At 73.4% G+C, this 20305-nt stretch carries 15 protein-coding genes and 1 pseudogene; 3 read left to right on the top strand and 13 right to left on the bottom strand.

Going from position 1 to position 20305, the window contains the following annotated elements; all coding sequences use genetic code 11:
• Positions 1-297: 297 nt before the first annotated feature.
• The 4 genes from VH969_RS28710 to VH969_RS28695 form a co-directional block, all read right to left on the bottom strand.
• Complete coding sequence (locus tag VH969_RS28710) at positions 298-990, bottom strand: hypothetical protein (protein WP_331979861.1); 693 nt, start codon at positions 988-990, stop codon at positions 298-300.
• Entirely contained in the window at positions 987-2306 is a 1320-nt protein-coding gene (locus VH969_RS28705; RefSeq protein WP_331979859.1) for a WXG100 family type VII secretion target, read from the bottom strand. The genes VH969_RS28710 and VH969_RS28705 overlap by 4 nt, the downstream gene beginning before the upstream one ends.
• Positions 2306-2737, bottom strand: coding sequence for a YbaB/EbfC family nucleoid-associated protein (locus tag VH969_RS28700; protein WP_331979857.1), 432 nt, complete (start codon positions 2735-2737; stop codon positions 2306-2308). Before VH969_RS28700 ends, VH969_RS28705 begins: the two co-directional genes overlap by 1 nt.
• Before the next feature lie 75 nt (positions 2738-2812).
• Positions 2813-4528: a DUF2207 domain-containing protein gene (locus tag VH969_RS28695; protein ID WP_331979855.1), complete on the bottom strand. Its 1716-nt coding sequence runs from the start codon at positions 4526-4528 to the stop codon at positions 2813-2815.
• Positions 4529-4617: 89 nt separating this feature from the next.
• On the opposite strand from VH969_RS28695, the gene VH969_RS28690 reads away from it, so the two are divergent.
• Positions 4618-5913, top strand: coding sequence for a neutral zinc metallopeptidase (locus VH969_RS28690; RefSeq protein ID WP_331979853.1), 1296 nt, complete (start codon positions 4618-4620; stop codon positions 5911-5913).
• Here the strand turns inward: VH969_RS28690 and VH969_RS28685 are convergent.
• From VH969_RS28685 to VH969_RS28660, 6 genes and pseudogenes are all read right to left on the bottom strand, one after another.
• Positions 5910-6840 (bottom strand): annotated as a pseudogene (locus tag VH969_RS28685) (IS481 family transposase). The gene VH969_RS28690 and the pseudogene VH969_RS28685 sit on opposite strands and share 4 nt — an antisense overlap.
• A 122-nt stretch (positions 6841-6962) precedes the next feature.
• A complete protein-coding gene (locus VH969_RS28680) occupies positions 6963-7448 on the bottom strand; it encodes a hypothetical protein (RefSeq protein ID WP_331979851.1) in 486 nt (161 codons plus the stop codon).
• 37 nt (positions 7449-7485) lie between these two features.
• Positions 7486-8553, bottom strand: a complete 1068-nt coding sequence (locus VH969_RS28675; protein WP_331979929.1) for a potassium channel family protein — start codon at positions 8551-8553, stop codon at positions 7486-7488.
• A gap of 107 nt (positions 8554-8660) precedes the next feature.
• Positions 8661-9137 (bottom strand): hypothetical protein, encoded by a 477-nt coding sequence (locus VH969_RS28670; protein WP_331979849.1) that lies wholly within the window; start codon positions 9135-9137, stop codon positions 8661-8663.
• 348 nt (positions 9138-9485) lie between these two features.
• Entirely contained in the window at positions 9486-12716 is a 3231-nt protein-coding gene (locus VH969_RS28665; RefSeq protein WP_331979847.1) for an ATP-dependent helicase, read from the bottom strand.
• Between the two features lie 166 nt (positions 12717-12882).
• On the bottom strand, positions 12883-16101 hold the full coding sequence (locus VH969_RS28660; RefSeq protein WP_331979845.1) for an ATP-dependent helicase: 3219 nt from the start codon (positions 16099-16101) through the stop codon (positions 12883-12885).
• A gap of 40 nt (positions 16102-16141) precedes the next feature.
• Between VH969_RS28660 and VH969_RS28655 the strand changes: the two genes are divergently transcribed.
• Positions 16142-16429 carry an MGMT family protein gene (locus VH969_RS28655; protein ID WP_331979843.1) on the top strand — a complete coding sequence of 96 codons (288 nt, stop codon included), beginning with the start codon at positions 16142-16144 and terminating at the stop codon, positions 16427-16429.
• A gap of 17 nt (positions 16430-16446) precedes the next feature.
• Here VH969_RS28655 and VH969_RS28650 read toward each other — a convergent pair whose 3' ends face one another.
• Positions 16447-17436, bottom strand: a complete 990-nt coding sequence (locus tag VH969_RS28650) for a pirin family protein (protein WP_331979841.1) — start codon at positions 17434-17436, stop codon at positions 16447-16449.
• 90 nt (positions 17437-17526) lie between these two features.
• Here VH969_RS28650 and VH969_RS28645 point away from each other — a divergent pair, with 90 nt between their 5' ends.
• Positions 17527-18057, top strand: coding sequence for a hypothetical protein (locus VH969_RS28645; RefSeq protein WP_331979839.1), 531 nt, complete (start codon positions 17527-17529; stop codon positions 18055-18057).
• Here VH969_RS28645 and VH969_RS28640 read toward each other — a convergent pair.
• Both VH969_RS28640 and moeZ read right to left on the bottom strand, forming a co-directional pair.
• The gene (locus VH969_RS28640; RefSeq protein WP_331979837.1) at positions 18044-18832 is read right to left on the bottom strand and encodes a TIGR02569 family protein; all 789 of its coding nucleotides are present in this window, start codon (positions 18830-18832) and stop codon (positions 18044-18046) included. The genes VH969_RS28645 and VH969_RS28640 overlap by 14 nt on opposite strands.
• Positions 18833-18961: 129 nt before the next feature.
• Positions 18962-20140 (bottom strand): adenylyltransferase/sulfurtransferase MoeZ, encoded by a 1179-nt coding sequence (moeZ, locus tag VH969_RS28635; protein WP_331979835.1) that lies wholly within the window; start codon positions 20138-20140, stop codon positions 18962-18964.
• Positions 20141-20305 lie beyond the last annotated feature (165 nt).

The following is a 20305-nucleotide window of genomic DNA, read 5'->3' as shown; positions in this document are numbered from 1 at the left end:
CAGCCCGCCGAGTCGATCATCGCCGTCGGCGAACGGCTCGCCGGGCCGTGTCCGGGGACGTGCCCTGGGGTGCTGCTTGCCTTGCCAATCCGCGTGTTGGGCGGCCGTGGTGCGCGTCGCCCCGTGGATGGCGGCCCCACCCTCTCCGGGGGCACCCCGTCATCCAGTCTATCGGGGGTCGCCGACAATTCGGGGGTTCAAGATCCACTTGTGGACAGGTTCGGCGGTTGTGGACAACCTCGCGGCCGGGCGGCGCCGGCGGGCCGGGGTTTCCGGGCCGGCGGTCGGCCGCGGCGGTCAGTCGGCGGTGCCGGTCAGCGCTGCCTGGCCTGCCTCGTTCGTCTGCAGGCGGGCCCAGGAGCCGTCCGTGAAGTGGACCTGCACGTGGCGCGGGCCGCCGCTCAGCTGCGGGATCAGCGGCTGCTTCCACCTCTCCACGGCGGCGAGCGCCTGGCGTGGAGCCTCGAACTCGCAGAGCAGTTCCGCGTCCGCGGGGCGTTCGTGCAGGGGCGGGCGGCGCATGCTCCTCGCCAGCTCGGTGGCCGACGCCTTCACGAACTTGCCCAGGCCGCGGAGCGCCCCGCCGACCGAACCCTTCGCCTCCGACAGGAGCTCCTGCGTCGCACCCTCCTGGCCGGCCGCCCGGTCGCGCAGGCGCAGCACCGCGACCCGGGCCGAGGTCACCACGAACCAGGCGTGGTCGTAGCGGACCGCGCCGTACAGGCCGACCGCCGCGCAGGTCGGGCTGTCGCCTCGGACGGCCACGTACGCACCGGCGCCGGCCGCGTCCACCCAGGCGTCGAGCACGGCGTTCGCACCACGCTCGGCCGCGCGCGTGGGGTGGCCGTCCTCGTCGAGGCCGCGGACCTTGTAGCGCTCGCGATCGAGGGCGCCCGCCGACGCCAGCACCTGGAGCGCCTCCCCGCGTAGCCAGGCGGCGGCCAGGGAGACGACCAGTGCGGACTCGGCTTCCGCGAAGGGGTTCATCACGCGAACCCGCGCTCCATGGCCTCCTGGTTGTGCTCGTTGCGCCGGTTCTCGCCCGCGGCCTCCTCGCCGGCCTCCTGCAACACGGTGTCGGTGGCGAGCTCCGTGCCATCGTCGATCGCGGTCGTGCCCGGAGTGCCGGTGAGGCCGGTGGCGCCCCGCACGAGCACGGCCATCGGGTCGAGGTAGCGCAGCGCCTTGTTCGCGCCGGCCGCCCGCAGGCCGAGCCGGACCATCAGGCTCTGCGCCTTGATCAGCTCCTTGATCGCCTTCTGGATCTCCTTCAGCACCCGCAGCGCCTTCACCAGCCACTGCAACGCCTTGCTGATCTGCGTGAGGATCCGCGACAGCGTGACGCTGATCCGCGCCGCCGAGGTGGCCCACGCCGCGGCCACCGACGACCCGAACGAGATCGCCGACGTCGCGAGGGCGGCCAGCCACGTGATGATCAGGCCCTCGACGAACTCGCGGACGATGTCGACCAGGATGTCCCACAGGCCCTCGAAGAAGTCCGCGACCTGGTTGAGGTGCCCCTGCAGCTGCCGGCAGCAGTCCGCGAGCGAGCGCAGCCCGTCCTGGAACTCCGTCTTCTGCGCGTTCTGCCGCTCCGCCGCCTGCCCCTGCCAGTACTGCCCGAGACTCTGCTGCTCGTCGGCGTCCGCGCCGGCGAGCTGCTCGACGAACTGCGCCATCCGCGCCCAGCCCTCGCCGGTCGCGCGCATCTGGTCGGGGTCACCGGTGACCTGCTCGAACAACGGCCGGAACGGGAACATGCACCACTCGACGAGGAACCCGAGCCCGTTGTCCCAGAAGCCCTGCATCGGGTGCTGCAGCAGGTCGTCGGCGGTCCGCTTGACCTGCACGCCGGCCACGAAGATCGCGGGCAGCGAGGACGCGTTGCGGAAGTCGCCGACCGCGTCGGCCAGACCGTCGACATCGGACGCCGCGTCGACCTCGGGCGTCGCCGCCTGGAGCACGCCGACGTCCGTGAACATCGTGTTCGGCAGCATGTCGACGACGCTCTCGAAGTTGCCGGCCCAGCCGCTGTCGATCGCCGCGTACTGGTCGGCGCTCGCGGTGAGCCGGTCGGCGCAGCTGCGCAGGTACTCGGCGGCCTTGCCGACGTTGGCGTCCACGTCGTCGACCATGTCGTCGTACCCGGTGAAAAAGCCCGCGTTCATGCCGATCAGGCCGAAGCAGTCCTCGGTCGTGCGCGCCTGCTGGATCTGCCCCTTGAGCCCGTCGAGCACGCCTGCGCGGTCCTCGTCGTAGCCCGCCTTCGCGCGCAGCGCTCCCGGGACGACCTGGAAGTCCCCCATCAGTTGTCCCTGCCTCCGAACACGTTCTCCTGGCTCAGGTCGTCGTCGGCCTCGTCCGCGAGCGGCCGGTGCTCGTCGAGCTCCGGCAGCTCGGGCATCTGCGCGCCCGCGGCCTTGAGCGCCTCGTCGTAGCGGTCGCCGATGACCGGCCGGACGGCCTGCTCGAGCTGCGCCGCGGCGTCCGCACCCGCGCGGCGGATCGTGTCCACGATCGCGTGCTGCAGCGCGTGCGCGGTCCGGTCCATGACCCGCTCGTCGAGCTCGAGCGACACGAGCGCCCCGCCCGGCGCGACGACCGCCGACACCAGACCGTCGGCACTACGCGCCCGGCCCTGCGTCGTGGTCACGACCGTGCGGAGGTCGGCTGCCTCCGCCAGCGCCTCGCCGGTCTGCTCCTCCAGCTGCCGTAGCCATTGCTCAGCGCTCGACACAGGGCCTCCCCCAAAGATCGATCCGTTCGGCTGTCGCGCAGAAAGTACCCAACACCACCGACGACCGCCGACGAATCAGCGAAGCTGACCGCAAGCCGTGAGGAGCGCGTCGAGCTCGCGCAGGAACGTCGGGAAGTCGCGGGTCAGGTTCTCGCCGTCGTACCAGTACAGGCCCGGGGTGCCGTCGGCCGCGGTGTCCAGGTCGGCGAAGCGGGCGAGCCACTGCCCGGTCTCGCCGAGCACCACCGCGTACGGCAGCGACCGGGACAGCACCATCTCGCGGTCCGCGGCCGGCACGGCCGACGCCGCACCGCCGCGCAGGAAGCCGGAGAGGCCGCGGACCTGCCGCACGAGCACGCTGCCGCGCCTGGTCCGGGCCGGCATGAACCGGGCACAGAGCGCGAGGCCGAGCCCGCCGATCACGACGGCGACGCCGAGGAGCGCGTGCCCGATCGTCAGCGCCAGCACCACGGTCGCGCCGGCGCCGAGGGCCGCGAGCACGACGCCGGCGAGCAGCCACCGGGTGCGCTCGTGGTCGGGCCGCCGGGCGAACCAGTCGCGCCGGACGACCCCCGCGTACAGCTCCTCGCGGACCGCCGACAGGTCGAGCCGCCGCCCGCGAAGCGCGGCGAGCGACACCTCGGCGGCGTCGCCGAGCAGCGCCTGCCACACGGCCCGCTCGTACGCGGACAGCGAGCCGTCCGGCGGGTTCCGGCGCAGCAGCAGCCAGTCGTCGCCGGCGCGGCGGACCGACAGGTAGTTGCGGACGGCGAGGTCCACGACGGTCGCGGTCACGTCGGCGGCGTCCACGCGCTCGTCGACGACCGTGCCGATCTCGCCGGGCAGCACGCCGTCGGGCGACGCGAACGTGACCCGGCCGCCGTCGGAGCTCAGCAGCTCGACCGGCCCGACGTCGGCGGCGAGCGCCTTGGCGTCGCGGCCGCGGGCGAGCCACAGCAGCACGAACCCGCCGACGAGCACGACCGCGAGCACGCCGAGACCGATGCCGCTGACCGGGGTGAGCGCGAACGCGCTCGGCGACAGGGAGCCGAACTCGGCAGCGCCCGCCGCGCCGACCGTGCCGTCCGGGAGCAGCACCGACAGGTCGACGGGCTCCCCGGCCGGCAGGTTCTCCTGCACGACGCGCAGCACCTGGCCGTGATCGACGAGCGCCGAGGAGCACGGCAGGAAGGAGCCGCGCGAACCGGCCAGGCAGACGATCTTGACGGGCAGGTCCGGCGCGACGAACGACGCGCGCAGCAGCCGGACGTCGACGTCCCAGCCGCCGGCGATCTGCCAGTACACCTCCTGGCGGCCGCCCGCGTCCCGGACCGCGCCGTCGACGGTGTAGGTGACCGTACTGGCCCCCTCGCCGAGCTTCATGACGAGCTCGTCGCCGGTGACCTCGGCGCTGCCCGTGCCCTTGACGCCGACGTGCTCGACGCGGAACTCGCGGTAGGTGCCGCCGCCGGCGTCGACGCGCAGCGGCTGGTGCCGGGTCATCGTCCTGCGGGCCTGGACGAACACCTGCTCGCTGACCGACAGCTTGCCGTCGCGCTCGACCTTCAGCGCGAGGTTCACGCTCTGCGGCAGCAGCGGCGCGGGTCGCGGGCCGGGCGGCGGGGTGCTCGGCTTCGTGGGCTCGATCGACGGGACGCCGGTCGGCAGCGGGAAGTCCACAGTGGGCGCATCGGGTGGCGGCGAGGGCAGCGACGGCGGCTGGGCCGCGCCCAACAGCGCGCCGCCGGACAGCGCCACCGCGGCGACCGCGGCCCCCCACTTCGCCAACACGCCTGCGGAGGATAGCCGAGTGCCCATATGCTCACCGCCTGTCCGGCGGATCGGGCGCCGGGCGTCGATGAGCGTGGGGGACCAGGGAGATGACGCAGCCACCGCCGGGCCCGTGGCGGCCCACCGGTCCGCTGCCGCCGCCCCGTCCCCTGCCGCCGCCGGGCTACCGGCCGACCGCGCCGTATCCCGTGCAGCGCCCCGCCGGCCCGCCGCCGGGCTGGGCCCCACCGCCCGGTCCGCCACCGGGTCCGCCGCCCGGCCCGCCTGGTCCACTCGGTTCGCCGCCCGGTTGGGGGCCGCCGCGCCCGCCGTACGCGCCCTACCCGCCGCCCGCGCACACCGCTCCCCCGTGGACGGTCGGCTACCCCGGCCACCCGGGCATGCTGCGGCCGCGGCCGAAGTCCAACACCGGCCCGCTGGTCGCGACGATCGTCATCGCCGTGCTCGTCGTGAGCGCGGGCATGATCGGTTTCCTGGCGCTGCAGGACCGCGGCGACCACGTCGCCGACTCCGGTTACGACGCCCCCGCGAACACCGGCGAGGAGACCACCACCGACACGACGACCACCACCACGACGGCGTTCCCGACCGCCACCACGACCACCGACGCCCCCGTCACGACCACTCGGGACACGCCGACCGAGACCACACCCGCGGGCCCGCGGCCGGTGTACGAGCTGGCCGACAACCCGCTGTTCGCGGGCGACGCCGGCACCCCGGCCGTGACGTGCAACCTCACGCGGTGGCAGACCACGCCGGCGGGCGCGGAGGCGTTCTTCCGCAGCGCGCTGCCGTGCCTGGACGCCGCGTGGGGTCCGGTGCTGGCGCGGGCGGGCCTGCCGTTCTCGACCCCGGCGATCGAGTTCCCGCAGGGCACGAACTGGTCGAGCCCCTGCGGCTCGGTGAACGGCGGCGAGGGCGCGATCGCGGCGTTCTACTGCGGCGAGGACAACACGCTCTACATGCCGTTCGCGGGTCTGCAGACGGACCTGTACGGCGCGCACCCCGGGGTCTACCTGGCGTTGTTCGCGCACGAGTACGGCCACCACGTGCAGGCGATGGCCGGCGTGCTGGACGCGTACTCGCAGGCTCGCTACGACGCGGGCGCCGACACCGAGCCCGGGCTGGAGCTGTCACGCCGGCTCGAGCTGCAGGCCCAGTGCTTCTCCGGCATGTTCCTGGCGGCGACGTACGGCCGCGGCTCGGTGGACGACAACATCCTCAACGAGGCCCGCACGACGCAGGACCGCGGCGACCACACGACCGGCCTGCCCCGCGACCACGGCACGGACGCGCACACGGCGGCGTGGTGGGAGCAGGGCGCGCAGAAGAACCGCACCTACCAGTGCAACACGTGGCAGAGCGCGGCCGCCGACGTGGCCTAGATGTGATGTCCAGGGAGATTGGTTAGTCGGCTGATCGGCGGTTGGCCTCCGATGGCGCTGTGGGCTCGGTGGTGATTGTAGAAGTGAAGCCATGTGGGCAGGGCTTGTCGCCGCTGTGTCTCTGAGCGGTAGTAGCGGGCGTAGGCCCATTCCTCGGCGAGGGTGCGGTGGACGCGCTCGATTTTACCGTTGGTCTGTGGCCGGTAGGGGCGGGTGTGTTTGGGTTTGATGCCGAGAGCGGCGCAGCTGTCGCGCCAGGCGAAGGACCGATAGGCGCTGCCGTTGTCGGAGAGGACTCGTTCGACGGGCACGCCGCGGTCGGCGAACCAGGCGACGGCGCGTTCGAGCACTCCGATGGCGGTGACGGCTGTCTCGTCGGTGCAGATCTCGGCGTAGGCGACGCGGGAGTGGTCGTCGATCACGGTGTGCAGGTAGGCCGTCCCCAGCCGGGCGCCGTAGTGGCGGTCGCGCTGGCCGGTGCGGCGCGCTGTCGCAGCACGGTTCGATTTGCCCTGCAGTCGGCCGACAAACCTGTGTCCGCACCGTCAGGGATATCGCCGAACTTGGTGACCTCGACATGGATCAGCGAGCCGGGGTGGTCGTGTTCGTAGCGGCGGATCGGTTCGCCGGCGACCCGGTCGATGTGGCTGAGCCGGTTGATCCGGCAGCGAGCCAGCACGGCATGCACGGTCGAGGCCGGGATCCCGAGCCGGCCGGCGATCTGCACCGGCCCGAGCCGCTTGCGCCACCGCAACCGCACGATTTGTCGCTTGACCTGCTCCGGCGTCTTCGTCGGGCTGCGGTGCGGCCGCGACGAGCGGTCGGCCATTCCCCCGGCCCCGCCGAGTACGTCCAGCTGGCCTCAACGACGAGCCGAGCAAGCCGCAGACGAGCTCGCGGGGTCAGCAGCGCATTAGCGTGGGACACGAAGGCCTCCAGGTTGATGAAGCGGTTCCTCGACAGCTCCACTTCACAACCGGAGGCCTTCGTCTGTCATCACGACAGACCACGATCAACTCAGCCTCGAACAACGTCCCTGGACATCACACCTAGACCAGCCGAAGCGCAGGTGGCAGCGCCTTGTTCCGCGGTCCCCGGCGCACCAGGAAGGCGTACCCGGCCCCGGCCAGCCCGGCGCCGACGAGCAGCACCGACGCGAGACCCCGCCCCGGCGTGCCGCCCCCGATGGCCGTGCCGGCGGACTGCACGACCATCGACTCCACCACCGGCCCGGGCGGCAGGATGATGTCCACGGGCTCGCCCTTCGCGTGCCCGCAGCCGTCCAGCTTTGCGCGCAGGTTCTCGCCGTTCCGCTTGAACGTCACGGTCTCGTAGGCGGTCGCGCCGCTGCACGGCTGCGCCGTAGCCACCGTCGCGGACACCTTCGTGCCGGCGTCGTCGGCCGTCGTCGCGAACCCGAACAGGCCCAGCAGCCCCACGATGACCGTGAGGACGATGCTGAGCAGCAGGATCCCCAAACCGGCGGCTGCCCAACGTAGGTAGCCGGGAGGAACCTGCCAACCGGAGATCCGCACCCGACGATGGTGGCAGATCGCGTCCCGTGGCAGTACCTCAGTCGGTATCGCTCGCGGGCGTGACCTTCTTGACGTAGAGCAACCGGTCGCCCGGCTCGATCGCGTCCGCCTCCGGGTGGTCCACGCGGAAGAGCTTTCCGTTGCGCACCACGCCGAGCACGATGTCCGACAGGTGCCGCGGCGAGCCGCCGACCTCACCCTGGTCGACGTCGCGCTCGGCGATGGCGAGGCCCGACTCCGGCGTGATGAGGTCCTCGACCATGTCCACGACGGTTGGCGTGTGGGTGGCCATGCCGAGCAGGCGGCCGGCCGTCTCGCTGGAGACCACGACCTGGTTCGCGCCGGACTGGCGCAGCAGGTGGACGTTCTCCGCCTCCCGCACGGACGCCACGATCTGCGCCTTCGGCGCGAGCTCGCGGGCGGTCAGCGTGATCAGCACGGCCGAGTCGTCCCGGCTCGCGGCCACGACGATCGCGCGCGCCCGCGGCACGCCCGCCACGCGCAACACGTCCGACCGGGTGCCCGAGCCGTGCACGGTCACCAGCCCCAGCGCGGAGGCGGCGTCGAGCATCGACTGGTCGGTGTCGACGACGACGATGCGCTCCGGCTCGATCCCGTCGGAGAGCACCGAGCTGACCGCCGAGCGGCCCTTGGTGCCGTAGCCGACGACCACCACGTGATCGCGCACCTTCGACCTCCATCGTTGCAGCTTGAAAGCCTGGCGGGAGCGCTCGGTGAGCACCGCGAGCGTGGTGCCGACCAGGACGATGAGGAAGAGCACCCGCAGCGGGGTGATGACCAGGATGTTGACCAGCCGCGCCGCCTGGCTGACCGGCGTGATGTCGCCGTAGCCGGTGGTCGAGAGCGAGACGGTCGCGTAGTAGACGCAGTCGAGGAACGTCAGCGGGGTGCCGTCCGCGTCGCGGTAGCCGTCGCGGCCGACGTACACGAGCACGACGGCGGCGAACAGCGCCACGAGCGCCCAGATCACGCGGCGCACGATCGACGTGATCGGGCTGACCGTGCTCTCCGGCATCCGGATCACGCCGACCAGGGAGTGGTCGGGGCGTTCGGTGAGCCCGCCGGTGCCGAGCCGCCGGCGCAGCTTGTGCGACAGGCCGGGCTCGGGGTCGTCAGGGCTGGTCACGGCGGCGACAATAACCGTGGGGGCCACCGATGTGCCGGTGACCCCCACGGTTGTTGTGATGTTGTTCAGTAGTACGTGATGTCCCAGTGGTTGCCCTCGTCGAAGTAGACGTTTCCGGCCGAGGAGCGCCACTTGGCGCCGCCGATGTAGTGGAAGTTGCGCTTGATGTAGCCGGTGGCGCAGGACGTCTTGTTGATGTCGACCTTGTAGCCGTTCCAGTGGCTGTACGTGCCCGACGCGTGGCCGGTCTCGGTGCCGCCGGTGATCGTGATCTTGCACTTGCTGGACTTCTTGAACGTGATGATGCCGCTGACCGTCCCGGACTTGATGCCGCTGAACGACGTGCAGTGCGGGTTGTTGCGGTTGCTGCAGTGACCGCTCGAGGTCCAGCCGATGTTGGCCTTGCGCAGCTTGGCGGCGGCGGCCTTGTGGCTCAGCTCCTTGCCGCTCGCGTCCGCGTCGCCCCCGGGCAGGAACATCACCAGCCCGACGGCCACCGCCACGGCGGCCGCGAGACCGATCAGCACCTTGCGCATCCCCATGTCGTTCCTCCTCTTCAGGTTGCCCTCAGGGAGGAACGTGTCACTGCTCGTTGCCGCGGCCGAGCGGGTGTGCACGCGCGGCAAGCCCGACTGCACGTGGCGACAAGACGTTCGTAGGCCGGTTGCCCTTCCTCGCGGGCCCGGTCCTCGCGGGCCGGGACCCCGCCGGTGCCGTGTCGTTGGCGGTCACGTTGTCCACAACCCGGCCGGTTGTCCACAGCCGGCCCGCGCTCGCCCGGAATCGTCGGGGTTCGGGACTATCGTGAACGCCGGGGTCCCCCTTGCCGGCCTGGGACGGGTCTGAGCAGGGACGTTTGCATTCGCACCAGGCGCGGGGCGCCGGCGGTGTCAGGCCGTCGGGACCTCGCGGAGGAGTGCTTCCAGGCCCCTCGCGTCCAGGAGGTCCGCGGCGCGGATCGTGCGGTTCTGGCGTACGTAGTGGAACGCCGCGCGGACCTCCTCCACCGCCGCGCCGGTCAGGCTCGCCCACGCGAGCCGGTACGCGGCCAGCTGCACGGTCAGCGCCGGCATGTCCTCCTCGCGCGGGAGCGCGCCGGTCTTCCAGTCGATCACCGTCCAGCCGCCGTCGGTGTCGGCGAAGACCGCGTCCATCCGCCCGCGCAACGAGATCCCCGCTACGTCGCACGTGAACGGGACCTCCACCTCGTGCGGCACGCGCTCCGCCCACGACGAGGCAAGGAACGCGTCCTTCAGCACGTCGAGGTCACCGTCCGGGGCGGCCCCCGAGTCCGCCGAGCCGGGCAGCTCGTCCAGGTCCAGCAGCGCCCGCGAGCCGAACCGCTTCTCCAGCCACGCGTGGAACGCCGTGCCCCGCCGGGCGGTCGGGTTCGGCGGGAACGGCAGCGGCCGGCGCAACCGCCTCGCCAGCGCGTTCGGGTCCGCGGCCAGCTCGACCAGCTGGCTCACCGACATCGACGGCGGCAGCGTCACCTGCTCGCGGCGCGCGGCGGCCGCGGCCCGCTCGGCGAGCAGCACGTCGGTGTCCGCCTCCCAGCCCTCCGGATCCTCCTCGAGCAACAGCAGCTGGCCCGCGCCCGAGCGCAGCGACTCGAGCTCGGCCCGCACCATCGCCGCGCCCTCACGGACGTCGGTGCGGCCCAGGGCCAGCGGGTCGGCGGGCCAGACAGCGGTCCGGTCGGCGGTCGCGAGCGGGTTCTCCTCGTCCTCGGGCGGCGGCGGGGCCGCGTGCGCCGGCGGCACCAGCTCGGCGATCTCGGTGAAGAACGGCGACGGGCCCTTCGGCTTCGAACCCGTGCGGCCCCACCAGTGCGCGGACACCAGCAGCGTGCCTTCGGACCGGGTCAACGCCACGTAGCACAGCCGCCGTTCCTCGACGAGGTCCCGCTCGGCGAACTCCTCCGCGTGCCGGGTCAGCTCCTGCTCGACCTCCTTGCGGTTCGCCGCCCCGGCAAGCGACAGCGTGGGCAGGTCGGCCGCGTCGCCACGCAGCGGCGCGGGCAGCTCGGTCACCGCACGCAGCCAGCACGACGTCCGCTTGCGGCTCGGGAACACGTCGTTCACCAGGTGTGGCACCGCGACGACCTGCCACTCGAGGCCCTTCGCCGCGTGCACGGTCAGGATCTGCACCCGGTCGTCGGCGACCTCGACCTCGCCCGGCTCGAGCCCGTCCTCGGCCGCCTCCGCCGCGGCCAGGTAGTCCAGCAGCGCGGGCAGGCTCGCCGACGGGCTCGTCCGCGCGTAGTCCGACACGACGTCGGCGAACTTGTTCAGGTGCGCCCGGCCCGCCCCACCCGGCCGGGCCTTCGCCTCGACGTCGAGCAGCATCGCCCGCTCCACCTCGGCGACCAGCTCGGGCAGCGGCTGGTCGAGCCGGCGGCGCAGCCCGCGCAGCTCCGCGCCGAGCGTGCGGATCCGCCGGTAGCCCTCCGCCGAGTACGCCGCCACCTCGCCCGGGTCGTCGATCGCGTCTACCAGGCCGGCCTGCTCGGCGCCCTCGCCGGGCACGGTGTCCACGAGCCGGCCCTCGTTCTCGCCCGCCTCGTACGCCTTGCCGAGCTCGGCCGCGCGCCGCCACAGCGCCGCCAGGTCCGCGGCGCCCAGCCGCCACCGCGCGCCGGTCAGCACCCGGGCGGCCGCCGTGCCGGCCAGCGGGTCGATCAGCACGCGCAGCGCGGACACCAGGTCGCGCACCTCCGGCTCGTCGAGCAGCCCGCCGATGCCGACGACCTCGACCGGCAGCCCGCGCTCGCGCAGCGCCGCGGCGAGGTCGGTCATGTCGGCGCGGCGGCGGACGAGCACCGCGGCGGTCGGCGGCCGGCCGGTCTCCTCGACGTCGGCGCGCCAGCGCGCGGCGACCGCGTCGGCGACCCAGGTGACCTCCGCCTCGGCGTCCGCGAACAGTCCACATCGGACATCCGCGCGGCCGGTACCGTCCGGGGCACGCAGCTCGTCGACCTCCAGGCCGGCCGTGCGCAGCGGCCCGGCGATCGCGTTCGCGAGGTCGAGGACCTCCGGCGGGTTGCGGAAGCTCGTCAGCAGCCCGTAGCGGGTGGCGGGCCTGCGGCCATGCTTGGGGAAGTCGGTGGCGAAGCGCGGCAGGTTCGCCGCGCTCGCGCCGCGCCACCCGTAGATCGCCTGCACCGGGTCGCCGACCGCGGTCACCGGCATCGGCTCGCCGTCCGGCCCGCCGAACAGCGACCGCAGCAGGATCCGCTGCGCGTGCCCGGTGTCCTGGTACTCGTCGAGTAGCGCCACGCCGTAGCGCTCCCGCTCGCCGCGCACGACCTCCGGGTGCGTGCTCGCGAGCCGCGCGGCGAGCGCCATCTGCTCGGCGAAGTCCAGCGCGCCCTCGCGGCGCTTGCTCTCCGAGTACGCGTGCACGAGCGGCAGCAGCGCGAGCCGGAACCGTTGCGTGGCAACGACCTCGCGCAGGTTCTGCGACAGCTCGTCGCGCTGGCGGGGCGCGCGGGGCGCGTTCTCGATCGCGGCCGCGACCTCCTCGGAGTACGCGGCGAGCTCGTCCTCGTCCACGAGGTGCTCGGCCAGCTCGCCGGCCAGCTCGAGGAGGTAGCGGGTCACGGTGACCGGCACCCGGTCGGTGTCCAGGTCCCGGGTCCAGGTCGACACGACGCGGTGCGCGAGCTGCCAGCAGGCGGTCTCGGTGAGCAGCCGCGCGCCGGGTTCGACCGGCAGCCGCAGCCCGTGCTCGGCGACAAGCCGCCCGGCGTACGCGTGGTAGGTCAGCACGGTCGGCTCGCCCGCGTACACGGCCGCGAGCCGCTCGCCGCTCGGGTCGATGCGGGCCAGCAGGCCCGATCCGGCGAGGCGGCGCAGCCGGGCGCGCACGCGGTCGGCGAGCTGGCGGGCGGCCTTGCGGGTGAACGTCAGGCCCAGCACGCGGTCCGGGGTGATCAGGCCGTTCGCGACGAGCCAGACGACGCGGGCGGCCATGGTCTCGGTCTTGCCCGCGCCGGCACCGGCCACGACGAGCGCGGGCTCGGCCGGCGCGGCGATGACCGCGACCTGCTCCTCGGTCGGCGCGGGCAGCCCCAGCTCCGCGGCGAGCAGGCGCGGGCTGATGAGGTCGCCGGCCGTCACTCGCGAGTCCGACGTTCAGGCGGGGTGAGTCCAACGCTCGGAGCGGGCCAGGCGGCGCCGGGCGTCGGACTCGCGGGGGCCCGGGGTTGGACTCGCAGGGGCGGGGGGTTGGACTCGCGGGGGCCCGGGGTTGGACTCGCGGGGGCTGGGGGTTGGACTCGCGGGGTCATTCGGTCACCTGGCGGCCGCTGGGGTTGACCGGGCAGGAGAACCGGACCGGGCAGCGCGCGCAGTCCGGGTTCTGCCGCGCCACGTACTCCGGGCCGGTGCTCGCCGCGGCGGCGTCGGCCACCACGCCGGTCCAGTGCTTGAGGCCCTCCTCGTCCAGGGCCTCCTGGTTGCGCTCGGTCGCGAGCTTGCGGCGGTTCGCCTTGGACACGTACAGCAGCCGCGCGCCACCGGGTTCCTGGTCGAGGCCCAGCCTGCGGAACGCGCCGTACGCGGCCGCGAGCTGGTAGACGGCGAGCTGCGGATGCTCCTTCGCGTCGTTCTCGGTGACCGGCTGGCGGCCGGTCTTCACGTCGACGACCACCGGGTGCCCGTCGGCGTCGGCCTCGAGCCGGTCGACGCGGCCGCGCACGCGCACCGGCGTCTCCGGCACGTCGACGCTGAACTCCTGCTCGGTGGCGACCTGTGTCAGCTCGCCGCGGGTGACGCGCAGCCAGCCGAGGAAGGTGTCCATCATCGCGTGCACCCGCGCCCGCTCGCGGCGGGAGAACCACGGCGCGCCCGCGTCCACGGCGTCCCAGGCGCGGTCCAGCTCCGCACGCAGCGCCACCTCGTCGGCGCCGTCCGCGGCGGCCTGCGCCAGCGCGTGCACGAGCACGCCGGTGATCGACGCCAGCTCGGCCGGGTCCGCCCCGCCGTGCCGCTCGACCATCCAGCGCAGCGGGCAGCGCGCCAGGACCTCTACTGTGGACGGTGAGACGACGATCCGCTCGTCGGCCACGCGCAGCGGGCGGTCGCTCGACAGCTCGGGCAGGCCGTACCAGACGTCCGGATCCGCACCGGGCACTCCGGCCTCGGCGAGGCGGGCGAGCTGGCGGGCGGCGCGCCGCCGGCGCTCGGCCGGGGCGGTGCCGTCGCAGACCGCACGGCGCAGCTCCCCCACCAGGTCGGCGAGCACGAGCGCGCGGTTGGAGCCGAGCCGTACGGGACGGGCCGCCTCCTCGACGTCACCGCCCGCGATCTCGGACAGGAACCGGGACGGCTGCTCGTCCTCGCCGCGGATCGCGGACAGCAGCAGCGTGTGCCTGGCCCGGCTCGCCGCGACGAGCAGCAGCCTGCGCTCCTCGGCCAGCAGCGGCGCGGTCGCGGACAGCTCCGTACCGTCCACTCCGGACAGCAGGTCGGTTAGCCGCTCGACGCCGAGGAGCGAGCCGCGCAGCCGCAGGTCCGGCCAGGTGCCCTCCTGCACGCCGAGCACGGCCACGACCGTCCACTCGCGACCGACCGCCGCGTGCGCGGTGAGGATCGAGACGGCCTCGCCCCGCTGCGCGGACGGCGCGAGCGTGTCGCCCACGATCCGTTGCGCGGCGAGGTATTCCGCGAAGCCGGTGACGCCGGCGCCGGGCAGCCGGTCGGCGTAGCGGCCGGCGGCGTGGAAGAGGCCGACGATCGCGTCGAGGTCGCGATCGGCCTGCGCGCCGAGCGGCCCGCCGCGCCGGGACTGGGCGACCCAGCGCTCCTCGAGCCCGCTCTGCTGCCAGATCAGCCAGAGGACCTGCTCGATGCCGGCGTGCTCGGCGATGGCCTCGCGGGCCGTGTGCAGCAGCCCGCCGACCCGGTGCACGCTCGCGGCCTCGTCGTCGGCCAGCGCGGCGAGCACGTCGTGCCGGCGCAGGACCTCGACGAGCAGCTCGTCGCTGGGCCGGTCCCGGCCGGACGCGAGCTCGAGGCGGCGCAGCGCGCGGCGCAGGCGGCGCAGCGCCAGCGGGTCCGCGCCGCCGAACTGGGACGACAGCAGCATCTGCGCGCGGGCGGGGTCGAGCAGGTACGGGTTGGCGGCGACGCGCAGCAGCTCGAGGAAAGGGCGGACCGCGGGCTGGCGGGCCAGCGGCACCTCGTCGGCGTCGGTGGTGACCGGGACGCCCGCGGCGGCGAGCGCGCGCTGCAGGATCGGCGCGGAGCGTTCGGCGGAGCGGACGAGGACGGCCATCTCCGACCACGGCACGCCGTCGATCAGGTGGGCGCGGCGAAGCTGGTCGGCGGCCCACGCGGCCTCGGCGGCGTCGGTGGCGTGCAGGCAGACGGTGACGCGGCCGTCCGGGATCGGCGGCTCCCCGGAGTCGACGCGGCGGTCGAGCGCCGGGCGTTGCGGTGCGAGGCCGGGCAGCCGGGCGGCGAGGCGGGCGACGGCCTGGCGGACCGCGGGCGCCATGCGGTGGGTCTCGGTCAGCACGACGGTGCCGCCGTCGGGTTGGGTGTCGGCGAGCAGCCGGGGATCGGCGCCCCGGAAGGAGAAGACGGCCTGGTCGGGGTCGCCGGCGAGGACGAACTCCTTGGCGGCGAAGCCGAGCCGGGCGAGCAGGCGGTACTGCAGTGGGTCGAGGTGCTGGGCGTCGTCGACGAGCAGGTAGCGGACCCGCGCGCGCTCGCTCGCGAGCAGGTCGGCGTCGGTCTCGAACGCGAGCAGGGCGCTCGCGACGAGCTCGGCGGCGTCGAGCGCGGGCGCGGACTCCTGCGCGGCGGCGCCGTCCGCGCCGGCGAGGAGCGTCACCTGCTCGTACTGGCGCGCGAAGCGACCGGCGGCGACCCACTCGTCGCGCTTGGCGTCCCGGCCGACCTTGATCAGGTCCTCGGGCCCGAGCCCGCGCTCGGCAGCGCGGAGCATGAGGTCGCGCAGCTCCTCGGCGAAGCCGGGCACGGCGAGGGCGGGCCAGAGGCGGTCGGGCCAGTAGTGGGCCTCGTCCTCGACGTCGCCGGCCAGCAGCTCGCGGACGACGGCGTCCTGCTCGGGCCCGGACAGCAGGCGCGGGCCGGGGACGTCGCGCATGGCGGCGTGCAGGCGCAGGACGGCGAAGGCGTAGGAGTGGACGGTGCGGACGAGGGGTTCGCGGACCGCGCGCATGTCCGCGCGCATGTCCCCGGTGCTCAGCAGGCCGCTGATCGTCTCGCGGACGTGGGCGGCGGCCCGGCGGTTGGCGGTGATGACGAGGAGCTGGTCGGGCTCGACGCCGCCGCGCCGGATCCGGTCGGCGGCCACCTCGGCGAGCAGCGTGGTCTTGCCCGTGCCGGGGCCGCCGAGGACGCGGACGAAGCCCTCGGCGCCGTCGAGCACGCGCTGGGCCGCGGCATCCCACCGGAAGGGGCGTCGGGGTGCCACCGGCCGGCGCACGAGCCGAGGAGCCGTCGTGACCACGCCGTCGATGAAAACACGGCGCACCGACCTTCCTCACATCGGCACGCCGTCCATACTTGGCCGTGTGGACGAGGCACTGCACGAACGCGTCCGGGAGCTGGTCGCGTCGATCCCGGCCGGGCGGGTGTCCACCTACGGCGACATCGCCGCTCTCGCCGGTGCTTCCACGCCCCGTCTGGTGGGCCGGATCCTGGGCGAGGACGGGCACGACCTGCCGTGGCACCGCGTCCTGCGGTCGAACGGGACGCCCGCGCCGCATCTGGTGCACCGGCAGCTGGAGCTGTTGCGGGCGGAGGGCGTGCTGGCGGACGGGCAGCGGGTGAGCATGCGCGAGTACCGCTGGCAGCCCTGACGCGCCGGCTCCGTCGGTTACAGGGTCTCGTCCGCCTGGGTGCGGTGTGCCATGTGTTCCGCGGGGATCTGGCCGAGGCGGCCGGCCTGGAAGTCCTCGAAGGCCTCGACGATCTCCTGCCTCGTGTTCATCACGAACGGGCCGTAGCGCGCCACCGGCTCGTTGATCGGCAGCCCGCCCAGCACCAGGATCTCCCAGCCCGTCGGGCTGTTCGCCGGCTGCGTGTCCGCCGCCCGCATGGTCAGGGCCTCGCCGTGGTTGAAGACCGCCAGCCGGCCCTCCTCGATCGGCCGGCGTTCCGGGCCCACCGTGCCGCGGCCGGACAGCACGTACACCAGCGCGTTGTAGTCCGCCGGCCACGGCATCGCCAGGCGCGCGCCCGCGCTGACCGTCGCGTGCAGGTACGTGATCGGCGTGTGCGTGGCACCCGGACCGTCGTGACCCGCGAGCGAGCCGGCGATCACGCGCACCAGCGCACCGCCGTCGTCGCTCGACAGGAGGGTCGCGTCGCGGGCCTCGATGTCCTGGTAGCGCGGGGTCGTCATCTTCTTGGCGCGCGGCAGGTTGACCCACAGCTGAACCCCGTGGAAGAGACCGCCATGAGCGACCAGCTCCTGCGGCGGCACCTCGTTGTGCAGGATGCCGGCCCCGGCGGTCATCCACTGCGTCGCACCGTCGGTGATCAGGCCGCCGCCGCCGATCGAATCGGTGTGCTCGAACGCACCGTCGATCATGTACGTCACGGTCTCGAAGCCCCGGTGCGGGTGCCACGGCGCGCCCTTCGCCTCGCCGGGGCCGTACTCGACCGCACCCATGTGGTCCAGCAGCAGGAACGGGTCCGCCATCGACAGCTCGGTGCCCGGGAACGGGCGGCGGACCTGGAACCCCTCGCCCTCCAGGAACCGCTGCGCGGTGACGATCCGGCCGACGCCGCGCCACTTCGTGTCGGGGTCGGGCAGTTCCGGAAGCCGGGGCAGGGTCAGCGTGTCCGCGATGATCGCCGGCATGACACCCTCCTCTGGGTCAGGTGTTGAGTCTATATGCCAGCGGCAAGGTAGTTGCACCTTCAAGTATTCCCGGGGGACGAGTTGAGTCTGGTGGCACGGCAGCTGGTGGGCACGTGGGTGGTCGGCTCGGCAGCGACCGGCACACTCGCGGTCCTCTTCACGCTCGACCGCGGACCGCTGCCGGTGCGGTCGCTCGACACGTTGCCGACGATCTCCCTGCTCGGTGTGCTCGGCATGCTCGCCGCGCTGGTCGCCGCGTTCGGGCTGCTGGCGTGGGGCACGCTCGAGGTCACCTGGCTGCCGGCGACCCGGCGTGCCGGCGCGCTGTGGGTCGTGGTCGTGGCCGCGGGCGGGTTCGCCGGCTGGGGCTACGCGGCCGCGGCGACGTTCACCGGCGAGTACTCGCTCACCGCCCAGCTGGTCCTCGCCTACCTGGCGGGCGGGCTGCCGTTCGTGCTGATCGCCGCGCTGCTGCTCGAGTCGCGGCAGGCCAACGTCACCGCGCTCGTGGTCACCGGGATCCTGCTGCTCGCCGGCGCCGTGATCATGGACGGCGACCCGCTCGAGGCGTGCGCCGAGCTGCTCTGGTGGCTCTTCGGGTCCAACCTCACAATTCTGTGATCTGGCGCGCCGCGCGCTCGAGGCCACGCAGCGACTGCTCGGTTGAGTGCGGGTGCAGCGCGTGCACCGCGAGCCGGAAGAGCAGCGCGTGCAGCAGCGCCTGCGACCACTCGGGCAGATGCGACCAGCGGCGCACGATGCCGGCGTCCGCGCCGCCCCACGCGAGCGCGTCGACGACGACCACCGCCGCCGCCCACTCGGCGGGCCGGTGGTACGCGGTGAAGTCCTTGATGCCCGGCGCGGCGTCGCCCGCGAACAGGACGTTGCCGAACAGGTCGCCGTGCACGACCTGCGAGCGCAGCGACAGCGGCTTGCGCGCGCCGACGAGGACGTCGAAGAGCCGGCCGCCCTGCGCCGGGGCGAGCGGCACCTCCTCGGTACCGGCGGCCGCCCGGTCGGCCACGGCGAACACGTCGGTCCGCGCGGCGACGAAGCGCGGTACGCGCAGGTCGGCAGTGGCCTTGTGCAGCCGCAGCGACGCCGCGACGACCTCGTCGTAGCGCGGCTCGGGCCGGCCCTCGAGGTGCCGGAACGCCGCCCAGCCGCCGACGACCCAGCGCCCGTCGCTCGCGCGCACCGGCCGCCCGATCCGCAGCTCGGGAACCTGGAGGTCACCGAGCGTCTGCGCGACCCACGACGCCTCCGCCGGATTGGTCACCGGCCGCAGCGCGACCTCGCCACACCGCCACTGCGGCCCCGCGTCGAGCAGCGCGGGCTCGATCTCCTTGACACCGAAGGCCGCGCGGACGTGCAGGGGCGGTGGGGACGTGCTCACGCCCTCGCACAGTACTGCCTCCCCGGAGTTCAAAGTGTTGGTCGCGTTCCGAGGCGACGTATCGATCGGTCGTTCATCGTGGGCGGCTACCGTCACGGTCCCCTGAGGTTCCGCCGGTCCGCAGCGGACTCAGTAGGTGGGCAGGCTCGGGTCCACGTCCCGTGCCCAGCCGAGCACCCCGCCGCCGACGTGCACCGCGTCGCGGAAGCCCGCCTTGTGCAACGCCGCCAGCGCCTCCGCGGACCGGCCGCCCGACTTGCAGTGCAGCACGATCGGCTTGTCCTGCGGCAGCTCCACGAGCGCCTCGCCCGACAGGATCCGGTCCTTCGGGATCAGTACCGCGCCCGGGATGTTCACGATCTCCCACTCGTGCGGCTCGCGGACGTCGACCAGCGCGAAGTCCTCGCCCCGGTCGAACTTCTCCTTGAGCTCGCGCGGGGTGATCGTGTGTCCGGCCGCCGCCTGCTGGGCGTCGTCGGACACCACGCCGCAGAAGGCGTCGTAGTCGATCAGGCCCTCGATCGGCTTCGTCTCCGGGTCCTTGCGGATCCGGATGGTCCGGTACGACATCTCCAGGGCGTCGTAGACCATCAGCCGGCCCAGCAGCGGCTCGCCGATGCCGGTGATCAGCTTGATCGCCTCGGTCACCATCACCGAGCCGATCGACGCGCACAACACGCCCAGCACGCCGCCCTCGGCGCACGACGGGACCATGCCGGGCGGCGGCGGCTCGGGGTAGAGGTCGCGGTAGTTCAGGCCCTGGCCGTTCGGCGCGTCCTCCCAGAACACGCTTACCTGGCCCTCGAACCGGAAGATCGAGCCCCAGACGTACGGCTTGCCCAGCAGCACCGCCGCGTCGTTGACGAGGTAACGGGTGGCGAAGTTGTCCGTGCCGTCCAGGATCAGGTCGTAGCGCGCGAAGATCTCCAGCGCGTTGTCGGACGTGAGCTGCTCCTGGTGGAGGTTCACGATCACCAGCGGGTTGATCTCGGCCACGGACTCCTTGGCGGACACGGCCTTGGGCTTGCCCAGATCGGACTGACCGTGGATCACCTGGCGCTGCAGGTTCGACTCGTCGACGACATCGAAGTCGATGACGCCGAGCGTGCCGACACCGGCGGCGGCCAGGTACAGCAGCGCTGGGCTGCCGAGCCCGCCGGCCCCGACCACGAGCACCTTGGCGTTCTTCAAGCGTTTCTGACCGTCCACCCCGACGTCCGGGATGATCAGGTGCCGGCTGTAGCGGGCGACCTCTTCCTTGGTCAGCTCCTCGGCCGGCTCGACCAGCGGCGGCAGAGTGCCTGCCATGGTTCCTCCTCGACGCGCGTTCCGGTGCTCCCCAGTCTGCTCACTTCAACGCGTTCGTCCCACCATGGCTTCCCCCGCTCCCACATAGCGGGACAGCACGCCCGCCCCGGCTCAGCGCGCCTGGGGGTTCGGCCAGGGGTTGTACGTGCAGGTCTTGCCGTCGGC

Origin of the sequence: Actinophytocola sp. (assembly GCF_036555685.1) — a bacterium.
In the GTDB taxonomy this organism is placed as follows: Bacteria; Actinomycetota; Actinomycetes; order Mycobacteriales; family Pseudonocardiaceae; genus Actinophytocola.
This window is presented reverse-complemented; position numbering and strand designations above follow the sequence as displayed.